Annotated in this window: 15 protein-coding genes; 8 read left to right on the top strand and 7 right to left on the bottom strand. The window is 36.0% G+C overall.

Annotated elements, in window-relative coordinates:
• Nucleotides 1-142 precede the first annotated feature (142 nt).
• From BFS35_RS13525 to thiD, 5 genes are all read right to left on the bottom strand, one after another.
• A complete protein-coding gene (locus tag BFS35_RS13525) occupies nt 143-700 on the bottom strand; it encodes a sugar O-acetyltransferase (protein ID WP_117946085.1) in 558 nt (185 codons plus the stop codon).
• Nucleotides 701-706: 6 nt separating this feature from the next.
• Complete coding sequence (gene folE2 / locus BFS35_RS13530) at nt 707-1585, bottom strand: GTP cyclohydrolase FolE2 (RefSeq protein ID WP_099578676.1); 879 nt, start codon at nt 1583-1585, stop codon at nt 707-709.
• Between the two features lie 13 nt (nt 1586-1598).
• Nucleotides 1599-2261, bottom strand: a complete 663-nt coding sequence (bshB2, locus tag BFS35_RS13535) for a bacillithiol biosynthesis deacetylase BshB2 (RefSeq protein ID WP_205757173.1) — start codon at nt 2259-2261, stop codon at nt 1599-1601.
• A 13-nt stretch (nt 2262-2274) separates the two neighbouring features.
• A complete protein-coding gene (locus BFS35_RS13540; RefSeq protein ID WP_099578672.1) occupies nt 2275-2631 on the bottom strand; it encodes a YojF family protein in 357 nt (118 codons plus the stop codon).
• Between the two features lie 124 nt (nt 2632-2755).
• A complete protein-coding gene (thiD, locus tag BFS35_RS13545; RefSeq protein WP_099578670.1) occupies nt 2756-3586 on the bottom strand; it encodes a bifunctional hydroxymethylpyrimidine kinase/phosphomethylpyrimidine kinase in 831 nt (276 codons plus the stop codon).
• Between the two features lie 107 nt (nt 3587-3693).
• On the opposite strand from thiD, the gene BFS35_RS13550 reads away from it, so the two are divergent.
• From BFS35_RS13550 to BFS35_RS13560, 3 genes are read left to right on the top strand one after another with little or no spacing between them, the layout of a single operon-like run.
• The gene (locus BFS35_RS13550) at nt 3694-4353 is read left to right on the top strand and encodes a uracil-DNA glycosylase (RefSeq protein ID WP_099578668.1); all 660 of its coding nucleotides are present in this window, start codon (nt 3694-3696) and stop codon (nt 4351-4353) included.
• On the top strand, nt 4350-4658 hold the full coding sequence (locus tag BFS35_RS13555; RefSeq protein ID WP_099578667.1) for a DUF5327 family protein: 309 nt from the start codon (nt 4350-4352) through the stop codon (nt 4656-4658). Before BFS35_RS13550 ends, BFS35_RS13555 begins: the two co-directional genes overlap by 4 nt.
• Nucleotides 4659-4673: 15 nt before the next feature.
• Nucleotides 4674-5039 carry a DUF423 domain-containing protein gene (locus BFS35_RS13560; protein WP_205757174.1) on the top strand — a complete coding sequence of 122 codons (366 nt, stop codon included), beginning with the start codon at nt 4674-4676 and terminating at the stop codon, nt 5037-5039.
• Between the two features lie 49 nt (nt 5040-5088).
• On the opposite strand, the gene BFS35_RS14195 is transcribed toward BFS35_RS13560, so the two are convergent.
• Nucleotides 5089-5214 carry a hypothetical protein gene (locus tag BFS35_RS14195; RefSeq protein ID WP_275068237.1) on the bottom strand — a complete coding sequence of 42 codons (126 nt, stop codon included), beginning with the start codon at nt 5212-5214 and terminating at the stop codon, nt 5089-5091.
• Nucleotides 5215-5279: 65 nt separating this feature from the next.
• Complete coding sequence (locus BFS35_RS13565; protein ID WP_099578663.1) at nt 5280-6629, bottom strand: APC family permease; 1350 nt, start codon at nt 6627-6629, stop codon at nt 5280-5282.
• A 200-nt stretch (nt 6630-6829) separates the two neighbouring features.
• Here BFS35_RS13565 and BFS35_RS13570 point away from each other — a divergent pair, with 200 nt between their 5' ends.
• The 5 genes from BFS35_RS13570 to BFS35_RS13590 all read left to right on the top strand — a co-directional run bounded on the left by BFS35_RS13570 (nt 6830) and on the right by BFS35_RS13590 (nt 11402).
• Nucleotides 6830-7783: an ABC transporter permease gene (locus BFS35_RS13570; RefSeq protein ID WP_158554337.1), complete on the top strand. Its 954-nt coding sequence runs from the start codon at nt 6830-6832 to the stop codon at nt 7781-7783.
• Entirely contained in the window at nt 7776-8729 is a 954-nt protein-coding gene (locus tag BFS35_RS13575; RefSeq protein ID WP_099578659.1) for an iron chelate uptake ABC transporter family permease subunit, read from the top strand. Before BFS35_RS13570 ends, BFS35_RS13575 begins: the two co-directional genes overlap by 8 nt.
• The gene (locus BFS35_RS13580) at nt 8722-9528 is read left to right on the top strand and encodes an iron ABC transporter ATP-binding protein (RefSeq protein WP_099578657.1); all 807 of its coding nucleotides are present in this window, start codon (nt 8722-8724) and stop codon (nt 9526-9528) included. Before BFS35_RS13575 ends, BFS35_RS13580 begins: the two co-directional genes overlap by 8 nt.
• Before the next feature lie 95 nt (nt 9529-9623).
• Nucleotides 9624-10661 (top strand): ferrated catecholamine ABC transporter substrate-binding lipoprotein SstD, encoded by a 1038-nt coding sequence (locus BFS35_RS13585; RefSeq protein ID WP_099578655.1) that lies wholly within the window; start codon nt 9624-9626, stop codon nt 10659-10661.
• A 210-nt stretch (nt 10662-10871) separates the two neighbouring features.
• Nucleotides 10872-11402 (top strand): hypothetical protein, encoded by a 531-nt coding sequence (locus BFS35_RS13590; protein WP_099578654.1) that lies wholly within the window; start codon nt 10872-10874, stop codon nt 11400-11402.
• Nucleotides 11403-11864: the final 462 nt, after the last annotated feature.

The following is an 11864-nucleotide window of genomic DNA, read 5'->3' on the forward strand; positions in this document are numbered from 1 at the left end:
GTTCAAGATTATATTTACCTGAATCAAAAAAAGAGTTAAGCAACATAAAGTTGTCGCTTAATCTCTAATTAGAGCATCAGTCCTATTTGACATAGAACCATAAAAAGCGATGATACACACAAGTATCATCGCTTTCTTCATATTATTCTATTACTTGTATAACGCGGGCTGGTACACCTGCGACTACAACATTGTCTGGTACGTCTTTGGTTACGACAGATCCACTGGCAATCACAACGTTATTGCCAATCGTCACACCTGGATTAATCACACTACGTCCACCAATCCAGCAATTATCTCCAATCACAACAGGCTTAGCATACTCTAAACCGCTGTTGCGCTGGGCAGGATCAATCGGATGAGTTGCTGTGTAGATATGCACGCCAGGCGCTATCATACAATTATCGCCGATAGTTACTGGTGCAACATCTAAAATGGTTAAATCATGATTAGCATAAAAGTTTTCACCCACATGAATATTATAACCATAGTCGCAACGGAAATCAGTTTCAATCATTACATTCTCTTTTGTCGAACCAAGAATTGCTTTTATACGTTTTTCACGTTCTTCCGCTAAATTCTCCGGTGTATTATTATACGCACGTACAGTCAATTTAGCATTCAAACGATCGTTCTTTAATTCTATATCACTCGGGTCATACATTAATCCGGCAATCATTTTTTCTTTTTCAGACATGATAATCACCTATTTCTTATAAGTTAATCGAGCGAATGCATCGTGCTGATGAATGGATTCTTCATTACGACATTCAATTGTGAAACCTTCAATGAAATCTAATTCTACTAAATCAGCTGCGATTAATCGTAATAAGTCTTCAACGAAACGAGGGTTTTCATATGCACGTTCTGTTACCGATTTCTCATCTGTACGTTTTAATATAGGATAAAGCATAGAACTTGCATTGACTTCCATCGCTTCTAAGATGCGTTCTTTAAAATCTTCAGGTAATTCACCTTCTGGTGCGAAGTCAGCTTTCACAGTCACGATACCGCGTTGGTTATGTGCAGAGTATTCACTGATTTCTTTAGAACATGGGCAAAGTGTTGTTACCATTGCTGTTAATGTTAACGATTTATTGACGGTCGTCTCATCTTCAACTGTCATAGAAAAACGCGTGTCTGCATGTCCGATTGCACGTAAGTTCGTTACCGGACTAAAACGGTCAAAAAACCATTTTGCATCTACATCAACGGTCGCATCTTTTTGATGCATTACTGTTTGTAAAGTGACTAACACTGCTTTTAATGTTTCAAAATCAAGCGCTAAACCATTATCATAATGGGCTTCAACTGATTCTAAAATACGGCTCATGTTAATGCCTTTTTCATCTTTAGCTAAATGTGTAGATAAGCTAAATGTTCCTGCTGTTTGATATCCATCCAGACGAACTGGATATGTTAAATTTTTAATACCTACATGATCGATTTCGAATAAAAAATCTTTTTTAGAACTTTGCAGGTCTGTCATCTTTTCTTTCTCAGTAGGCTTAGTCCCCTTGATTGGATCTACTGAACCGAAATGTTTCCAGCGACCTTCACGTGTATTTAAATTATATTGATCCATCTCATTCTCCTAATTAAACTTCGTATTCATAGAAGCGTTCTTTTCGAAGCCACATATCTTTTGCCGCTTCTGCTTCTTGTGTATTGGCTGCTAAATTTTCTAGCATTGGTCCTGTTTGCGATGCATGGGCACCTAATACATTCATCTTTCTTTCTTCATATCCCGAAATATCATATTCAACATTGGGTTCGCCAATATTCTCAACGGTATCATTACTAAAAGCGACTAAATGTAGTTTAGGTTTCTCACCGTCCATACGACGGACTGCTTCAACGACTGCATCCGCTGTTGCTTCGTGATCCGGATGCACTGAGTAACCTGGATAGAACGAAATAATTTTTGAAGGATTTAATTCATTAATTAATCCTGTAACCATATCCGCTAAGTCATCTAATAATTCAAATTCTAACGTTTTATCACGGTAACCCATTTTACGTAAGTCGGTAATCCCCATTACGCGACATGCATCTTCTAATTCTTTCTCACGAATCTTAGGTAATGTTTCGCGTGTTGCAAATGGTGGATTTCCTAAGTTTCTTCCCATCTGTCCTAATGTGAGACATGCGTAAGTGACAGGCGTACCTGCATCGATATGTTTCATAATCGTACCTGATACACCGAATGCTTCATCATCCGGATGAGGGAAGATTACGAGTACTTGTCTTTCTTGTTCCATCATCATTTCCCCCTTAAACCTCAAATGGCGTTTCGCTTATTTCAAGGGCTGCTGCAAGCTGTCCTTGATAGTTTAATCCTGCCATTAAGAAACGACCTTGCTCGTCAATTTCAAAATGTGTTAAACCTTGCACATAGATCCACCCGCCATTTAATTTTAAACCGACACGGAAAGGTTCTTTTCCGCCGCCAGTAATAATCCCTTGAATATATGATACTTGAATATTACGTAAGAATGTACCCGCATTGAACACTTTTTCGTCAAAGTGACTTGCATAAGCACCATTCGTTGTTTCTACATGTAAATAGACAGGTTTCTCTTGAAATTGATTCAATAGCTCCTGTACTTGTTGTTTTTCGATTAATTCCATCTTCATTGCTCCTCAAAGTTTATACTAGACTATTTTACTAAATAAATTGTAAAAATTATACCTTTTGAGCTTGCATACGAAAAAAAGACATAAAAAAGCTGAGACAAACGTCTCAGCATTATAATTAAACTTCTTTAGTCGTTACTTCAATCTTCTCAACGTTATTGTAAGCACCATGTTGTACTGGACCAACAAATTCGTTCATTTTCCAGCCATGTTTAATTGCTGATGCTACAAATCCTTTAGCAGCGATTACAGCTTCACGTGGAGATTTACCTAATGCTAAGTTTGCTGTCGTAGCAGCTGCAAATGTACAACCTGCACCGTGGTTATATGATGATTGGAATTTATCTGTTGTCAGTAATGTATAAGTTTCACCATCATAGTATAGGTCTAACGCTTCATCAGATTCTAAAGCTTTGCCACCTTTGATGATAACGTGTTTTGCACCACGTTCATGAATAATCTTTGCTGCTTCTTTCATCTGCTCGATTGTAGTTAGTTTACCTAAACCAGATAATTGACCTGCTTCGAATAAGTTCGGAGTCACAACAGTAGCAAGTGGTAATAAGTATTTAATCATTGCATCAGTATTACCTGGGTTAAGTACTTCATCTTCCCCTTTACATACCATAACAGGGTCTACTACGAAATATTCTGCATCAGAATCTTCGAAAGCTTTGGCTGCACGTTCGATGATTTCTTCAGTACCTAACATACCTGTTTTAATGGCATCTGGTCCGATTGATAATGCAGTTTTAATTTGTTTATCTAATAACTCGATTGGAAGTGGTGTAACGTCATGTCCCCAAGTTTCTGGATCCATTGCTACAACAGCAGTTAATGCTACCATCCCGTAAGTGTTATATTCCTGGAAAGTTTTTAAGTCAGCCTGCATACCTGCTCCGGCACTTGTATCAGATCCTGCAATTGTTAAAATCTTTTTTAAGCTCATATTTCATTTCCCCTATAAAGTTATTTGTTATAATATCATATCATTAATAAGGATTTTAAAAAATAAATAAATACTAAGTTATGTTACAATTTCAATGAGGTGAAGTTATGGATTGGCAAAAGATATTTCATGAAATTAAATTGGCACATGATTTTTCAAATATGGATGCATTTTTAGAAGAAGCTTATAATACGAAAACAGTTTATCCGCCTCGTGAAGCGATTTATAATGCATTTGCTTTAACGCCTTTTGAAAATGTAAAAGTAGTTGTTATCGGACAAGATCCATATCATGGTCCGAATCAGGCGCATGGCTTAGCGTTCTCAGTGCAAGAGGGTACTAAATTACCACCATCGCTACGTAATATGTATAAAGAACTTGAAAGCGACTTAGGTATCACGCGTGTAACGGGTAACCTTACCGGATGGGCTAAAGAAGGTGTACTACTTTTGAACAGAGTGCTTACTGTCGAACAAAAGACGCCGAATGCACATCAAGGGATTGGTTGGGAGTATTTTACGCAGGCGATCGTTGAAGCGGTATCTCTTCATAAAGAATATGTTGTCTTTGTTCTATGGGGAAGTCCAGCTCAAAAACTTACGCAGTTTATCGATACAGACAAACATACGATTATTAAAAGTGTCCATCCTAGTCCACTCAGTGCATATCGAGGATTCTTCGGTTCAAAACCGTTCAGTAAAATAAACCAAGATTTAGAACTACACGGATTAACGCCAATTAATTGGGCAAGGGAGGATTTATCATGAACCAGAAATTAATTGCACAATTATCTCAGGAAATCTCGCTTTTGAAACAGGCGAATAGCGATGCAGCGTTTAATAAGCATCTTTATGCAATCGAAATGTTAGCACGTTTCGGGCAAACTGAAGAAAGTGGTGTAACAATGCCAGACACATCATTTCAGGCAACAAATGTAAGTAAGAGTACTGGGCCCCATGCTGGTATTACTACTGAAGAGTTAAAGATGATGGGTGCAAAAGTAGTATCAAGTGATAATAAAGTAAAAACGGATGACGGTTTCGGTAACGGCGATTCAATATTTGATTTTTAAATTCAGGAGGAATAAGTGATGAAGTTATTTTTAATTATCGGTGCGATTAATGCAATGATGGCAGTAGCATGTGGTGCGTTTGGTGCTCATGGTTTAGAAGGTAAGTTAAGTGAGAAATATATGGGAATATGGGAGAAAGCAACGACATATCAAATGTATCATGCACTCGGATTAATAGCGATTGGTATATTAAACGGTACAACAAAGTTAAATTTAAATGCAGCGGGCTGGATGATGACACTTGGTATTGTGTTCTTTAGCGGTTCTTTATACATTTTAGCTTTAACACAAATCAAAATATTAGGTGCCATTACACCAATTGGTGGCGTATTATTTATTGCAGCATGGGTTGCACTCATGTTGGCAGTGATTAAATTATAACTAAACTAATAAAAATAAGGCTAACGCATACGCGTTAGCCTTATTTTTATTACTTATTATTAACGTGTTGTGATTGTGTATTTGACTGTTGTTGTGCACGTTTTTCTAATTGTGCTTTAACAATTGGAATTAAGATAGGGCTTAATTTAATAATTAATCTCACTAATTTATTCATAATCATTTGCCTCATTTCTATAAGTTATATAATTCATATATCCAGTTTAACAGGCGTTAAACATATTAATGTCTCTTTCTTAAAATAAAGTAGAAAGGAATACCGATGATAACAAATGCCACGCCTAGCATAGAACCGATAAAGTCACTCATTAATGTACTGATGATAATGAATAATCCTCCAAGTAACGCAACGATTGGAACAATCGGATAAAGCGGCACTGAGTAATCGCGATTAACACCTTTATTGCGTTGTCTTAATAAGAATAGACCGATAAATGCTGCAATATAGAAGATATAAATAATAAAGATACATACTTCTGATAAATAATCTGCATTAACGATATCAGGAATTACAATTGTTAATAATAATAAAATCATACTGATAACATATACAGCAATTAATGCACCAATTGGTGATTTGAATCTAGGGCTGACATAGCTAATTGCTTTATCAAATGGTAATAGATGATCATCGGCCATCGCAAATGGAATACGTGGGAATGTCATAATTTTACCGTTTAAGCATCCGAAGATTGAAATGATTACACCGATATTCACAAATTTAGAACCGAAATCACCAAATAAGATCTTAGCTGCTTCCGCTGAAGAAGTATTCCCCATGCCTACTAATTTATCTGCAGGAATAACATGAAATACAGCGATATTAATCAGTACGTAAGCAAGTGTTACAACACTTAGGCCGGCAAACATTGCTAACGGTAAATTTCTTTTTGGATTTTTCATTTCTCCAGTTAAATTTGTTAAAAGAATCCATCCATCATAGGCGAAAAGCGTGGCTAAAATAGCACGACCAAAGTTAATTTCTTCTTGATTTTTAATTAAGCTGGTAACGTCTTGACCGAATATACCTTCTTTACCCCATAACAGACCGAAAATGATAATCGCGAATACAGGTATCAATTTACAGATGGTTGTAAATGTCTGCATCGCACCACCTAAACCAGTCCCCATAATATTTAAGATAACGAGGAAAGTAAATGCTGCAATACCGATCCATATACCTAAAGCAGGATCTAATTCAAAGAAGTTTGTTACTAAAATACCGAAAAATAAAGACAATGAAGCAATGATTGCTGGTCCATAAATAACAGTTTGCATCCAGCCTGTTAAGAATCCCCAGAATGGACCGTAAATGTCTCTTATGTAAGCATATAGGCCGCCTGTTTTTGGGATTTGTGCCCCGACTTCTGCAATTGTTAGGCCAGCTGCAAGCGTTAATATACCTCCGACAATCCATGCCCAGATAGCCATGTCACTAGTCCCTGCATGATTTAATACGACAGACGGTTTAACGAAAACGCCTGAACCGATAATTGTACCGATAACGACAGTAATGGCAGTCCAGAAGCCTATCGATTTTTCTAGCGCCTGTTCTCCGTGTTGTTTATTCATAAAAGTCACCCCATCGTGTTTTTCTTATGTTCAATATATCATGAAATAAAGCGTTACCAATACAACTTTTTTAAAGAAAAACAAAGTTTTCGACGTATTTTTTTAAATACAGGTTGAAAATAATTCTCAGTCTGTTATGATTGTAACTGAAAATGTTTCTCAATGATAATTGTTATCATTGACGATTGGAGCTCTTGTTGATGAAAATGATTTATGGTCTTATCACATTAGTATTATTATCGATTGTATCGATTTTTGTAGGGGTGATTGATATTTCACCGCAACATTTAATGCATTTATCGGACAATCAGAAAAATATTTTAATAAACAGTCGTTTCCCGAGGACGCTCTCTATTATATTGGCAGGCGTGGCATTAAGTGTTGCAGGGTTACTCATGCAGCAGCTTACACGTAATAAATTCGTCTCACCGACGACGGCAGGGACGATGGATTTCGCGAAGTTCGGTGTATTGATATCAATGATTTTCTTTGCACAAGCGCCACTATTAGTGAAACTTGGATTTAGTATTACAACTGCAATTTTAGGAACATTTATGTTTATGTGGATTGTTAATCGCATTAAGTTTAAAGATGCGATATTCATCCCGCTTGTCGGATTGATGTTGGGTAATATTGTTTCCAGCTTAGCAACATTTATGGCATTAAGATTTAATGCAATGCAAAGCATTTCTAACTTCTTTGTCGGTGATTTTTCGATGATTACGAAAGGACGTTATGAAGTGCTGTATATTATCATTCCAATGGTTATTATTATGTATTTCTTTGCACATCACTTTACGATTGTTGGGATGGGAGAGTCATTTAGTAAGAACTTAGGAATCTCATACAACAAGATAATGAATCTCGGCGTAGTCATTGCAGCAGTAGTTTCAGCGACTGTCGTTGTAACAATCGGTGTATTACCGTTTCTGGGATTAATCGTGCCGAATATCGTTGGACTTTTTGTCGGAGATCATATGAATAAAGCGTTACCGTACACTGCGCTTCTCGGTGCGATAATTGTAATGATTGCTGATATATTCAGCCGAATTATTATCTTTCCATACGAAATACCGATAGGGCTAACGCTAGGTATTTTAGGTAGTGTTGTATTCATGATCATCCTTCTGAAAAGGAGGAAAGAATATGCATAATACAACGAAAAAAGTCTCGGTGCTCTTATTCGTGATGATTGCACTGATGATTGGCTTTGTAATGATCCAGCTTAATCTGCAAATTTTAGATTATGTACTACCATCAAGGTTGCGAAAGCTTGCTGCCATTATTTTAGTCGGTGCAGCAATTGGTGTATCGTCACTCATCTTCCAGACCATCACTGAAAACCACCTACTAACACCATCGGTCATCGGACTTGATGCAGTCTACTTATTTATTCAGACCATCATTATATTCTTCTTCGGAAAACTAGGAGATTTATTCTTCAATGTATATGTGAATTTCTTTATTTCCGTTGTACTGATGATTTTGTTTACATTAGGCTTATTCAATATCGTCTTTAAGAAAAATACATCCGTGTATTTCGTATTACTGTTTGGGATTGTAATGGGAACATGCTTTTCAAGTTTATCGAGTTTTATGCATATGGTAATGAATCCAGATGATTTCTTATTATTACAGGATAAACTGTTCGCAAGCTTTAATACGGTCAATGAAAAGTTATTGCTCATCAGCTGTATTATCATTGTGATGTTACTCATTTATATTTACATGCATGCACACGAATTAGACGTATTAAGTTTAGGGAACACACACGCAACAAATTTAGGTGTAAACGTTGAAAAATTAACGCGTAATATGCTGTTGGTGGTTGCGGTATTAGTAAGTATATCGACCGCACTCGTTGGACCAATTACATTTTTAGGTATCATTGTCTGTAATGTTACGTATCAATTTATGCAGACATTTAAACATCAATATTTAATTATTTCGGTATTAGCAGTATCAGGCATTACTTTATTACTTGGACAAATGATCAATCAATACGTATTTGACGGCACAACTGAAATTACGATATTAATCAACTTTATAGGTGGCGTTTACTTCATCTATCTATTATTTAAGGAGGGTGCACATGATTAAAGTACAACATTTGCACAAAACGATTGGACAGAAAGAGATTCTAAATGACATTTCCGTGGAAATAAAAAAAGGTGCAATCACGGCGATTATCGGACCGAATGGAGCTGGTAAAAGTACGTTATTATCAGCCATTACACGTTTAAGTGATTACGATAGTGGCGCTGTGTTGTTAAACGAAGCTCCGATTGAAGAGATGAAAAGTGATGATATCGCGATGCAACTCGCAGTATTAAAGCAAAGTAATCATACGAACTTAAAAATTACTGTTCGCGACTTAGTTAACTTCGGAAGATTTCCATACTCTAAAGGTCGTTTAACGAAAGAAGATCACGCAATTGTTGATGAAGCAATTGAATATTTAGAACTCAAACCTTTTGAAAATCGCTTCTTAGATGAATTGTCAGGTGGACAAAAACAACGCGCATATATTGCGATGACTTTAGCACAGGATACGGATTATATCTTCTTAGATGAACCATTGAATAATTTAGATATGAAACATTCTGTTCAGATGATGCAGTTACTCCGTAGATTAGTTCGCGAAAAACAAAAGACGATTGTTATTGTGATTCATGATATTAACTTCGCATCATGTTATGCAGATTACATCATTGCCTTAAAAGATGGTGTCGTATTATTAGACGGAAAAAAAGAAGATGTTATTACGACAGAAAAATTAAAAGCAGTATATGATATGGACATCCAAATTGAATGTATCTTCGGTCAGCAAATCTGTGTCTATTTTGACGATGAGCACATGACAGTTGATGAATTTATCGAAGAAGTACAGGCAGTATAATTCAATCCATTGAAAGGAGTGTTGCCGGGTAGTTTTTAATGTAGGGCTAATTTATTTACAGGGGAATAATACATATATCAAAGGAGAATATAGGAATGAAACGTATTTTTAGTTTAGTATTAACTTTAGCTTTAATTATTGTGTTAGCAGCATGTGGTAATGACAAAGAAAGTACAAAATCAGAAGATAAGACAGCAGGAGAATCAGATAAGGCTGAAACGATTAAAATTGAAAATAAATACAAACTAATGGGTGAAAAAGAAGACGGAAGTGACGCAAAAGACGTAACAGAAACAGTAGAAGTTCCGAAAAACCCAAAAAATATTGCAGTATTTGACTATGGAACATTAGCAACAATGCAGGAATTAGGTGTCGATGGAGAAGTTAAAGGATTACCTAAAGGTGAAGGCAATCGCAGTGTTCCGTCATTCCTTGAAAACTTTAAAGATGATAAATATACAAACTTAGGAAGCTTAAAAGAACCTAACTTTGAAAAATTAGCTGAACAACAACCAGAATTAATCTTAATTTCTGGACGCCAGGCAACACAAAAAGTAATGGAAGAAATGAAAAAAGCAGCACCAGACGCTACTATTTTATATGTTGGTACAGATGATACGAAGTATATCGAAAGCGTAAAAGAAAACACTGAAAATATCGGTAAAATCTTTGATAAAGAAAAAGAAGCAACAGCTTTAATCGATGATTTAGACAAAAAGATTGAAGAAGTAAAAGCAATGACTGAAAAGTCTAAAGATAAAGGATTATTTGTATTAGCCAATGAAGGAGAATTATCTGTATTTGGTAAAGGTGGCCGTTTCGGATTTATTCATGATGTATTAGGCGTGAAAGAAGCGGACAAAAATATTCAGGCAAAAGGACACGGACAAGTGATTAACTTTGAATATATCAACAAAACAAACCCGGATATCATCTATGCGATGGACCGTGGAGTAGCAGTTGGTGGTAAATCATCTGCGAAACAAGCATTATCTAATGATGTTATTAAAGATGTAAGTGCTGTGAAAAATGATAAAGTCGTAGAAATCGATCCTTACTTATGGTACTTCTCAGGTGGCGGCGCAGTTACTGTTATGAAACAAATTGAAGAAGTAGAGAAAGCATACAAATAAAATTAAGTCACTTTAGAACAACATTAATTATATAGATTACCAGCAAATAACCTTACTTATGATAATTGTAAAAATATAGAAAGACGATTATACTGATGATAAGGAAGTTTGTATGGTGAGAACATATTTACTGATGATTAGAATCATTCGCCTGCAAATGCATAAGCATTGCAGGTTTTTTTGATTTTTAAAAGAGGGAAGGTTGATGATATGAAAGACATATTTACGAAGAAATTTTTAATGATGGCACTGATGCTGATTGGGATATTTGCGATAGGGATTTCAATTCAAAATTTAATGAACCCGCAAAAGTTTCCGAAAGTAACGAAAAGTCAGATTGCCCAATTGGAGAGCAGTACATTTCCAACAGAAAAGGCAGCACAAGAAGCTGTAGGGAAACAACTATTTGATGGTGTCAAGGAAAGTGGTATCTCATTAAGTTCTAAAGCAAATGAACCGGGTATCGGTATTTATGCGTATTATGACGGCAAGACGAAAGACTACGTTACAACGTATTATATCCTAAAGCATAAAGAGGGATATCAGGTTAAGATGGGTAAAGTCAATGTGACTTATCAAAAAGGTGATAAGAAAATGTGGACAGATAAAATCGATGGTCATGTCTACAACTGTTATATCAATGATTATAGAAGATTTAGAGAAGTTGATAAAAAAGAGGAAAGAGCATCTACAGCTACACTACATAATGATGGCGCAATACATGTTGTACAGGAAAAATAAATAGGTTGTTTTGAATCGAAGGATTGAAGTGAAGTGAAGAAGTGTAAGTGTCGTCAAAAGTGATTTGAAGCCACTTCCGTGTAAGAACAACATGAATTGTGTGAGTAAGTGTCGTCAAAAGTGATTTGAAGCCACTTCCGTGTAAGAACAACATGGATTGTGTGAGCAAGTGTCGTCAAAAGTGATTTGAAGCCACTTCCGAGCAGGAACTACACGAATTGGAAGAGTAAGTGTCGTCAAAAGTGATTTGAAGCCACTTCCGAACAAGCACTACATAGATTATGAAGTGGAACGTCAATTTACTCGCAAAAAAAAGACAACCCCTAAAGGTTGTCTCATAACTCTATATTAAACTGTAAATAATGGTTCTATGTCAAATAGGACTGATGCTGTAATTAGAGATTAAGCGACAACTTTATGTTGCTTAATCTCTTTTTTTGATTCAGGTAAATATAATCTTGA

It is taken from the genome of Macrococcoides goetzii, from assembly GCF_002742385.2.
In the GTDB taxonomy this organism is placed as follows: domain Bacteria; phylum Bacillota; class Bacilli; order Staphylococcales; family Staphylococcaceae; genus Macrococcoides; species Macrococcoides goetzii.

Bases quoted from the DNA above. Each gene is read 5' to 3' on its own strand.
- BFS35_RS14195 (WP_275068237.1), bottom strand. From the start codon at position 5,214: ATGAATAAATTAGTGAGATTAATTATTAAATTAAGCCCTATCTTAATT.
- BFS35_RS13540 (WP_099578672.1), bottom strand. From the start codon at position 2,631: ATGGAATTAATCGAAAAACAACAAGTACAGGAGCTATTGAATCAATTT.
- thiD (WP_099578670.1), bottom strand. From the start codon at position 3,586: ATGAGCTTAAAAAAGATTTTAACAATTGCAGGATCTGATACAAGTGCC.
- BFS35_RS13550 (WP_099578668.1), top strand. From the start codon at position 3,694: ATGGATTGGCAAAAGATATTTCATGAAATTAAATTGGCACATGATTTT.
- BFS35_RS13555 (WP_099578667.1), top strand. From the start codon at position 4,350: ATGAACCAGAAATTAATTGCACAATTATCTCAGGAAATCTCGCTTTTG.
- BFS35_RS13585 (WP_099578655.1), top strand. From the start codon at position 9,624: ATGAAACGTATTTTTAGTTTAGTATTAACTTTAGCTTTAATTATTGTG.
- bshB2 (WP_205757173.1), bottom strand. From the start codon at position 2,261: ATGGAACAAGAAAGACAAGTACTCGTAATCTTCCCTCATCCGGATGAT.
- BFS35_RS13590 (WP_099578654.1), top strand. From the start codon at position 10,872: ATGAAAGACATATTTACGAAGAAATTTTTAATGATGGCACTGATGCTG.
- BFS35_RS13580 (WP_099578657.1), top strand. From the start codon at position 8,722: ATGATTAAAGTACAACATTTGCACAAAACGATTGGACAGAAAGAGATT.
- BFS35_RS13575 (WP_099578659.1), top strand. From the start codon at position 7,776: ATGCATAATACAACGAAAAAAGTCTCGGTGCTCTTATTCGTGATGATT.
- folE2 (WP_099578676.1), bottom strand. From the start codon at position 1,585: ATGGATCAATATAATTTAAATACACGTGAAGGTCGCTGGAAACATTTC.
- BFS35_RS13570 (WP_158554337.1), top strand. From the start codon at position 6,830: ATGAAAATGATTTATGGTCTTATCACATTAGTATTATTATCGATTGTA.
- BFS35_RS13565 (WP_099578663.1), bottom strand. From the start codon at position 6,629: ATGAATAAACAACACGGAGAACAGGCGCTAGAAAAATCGATAGGCTTC.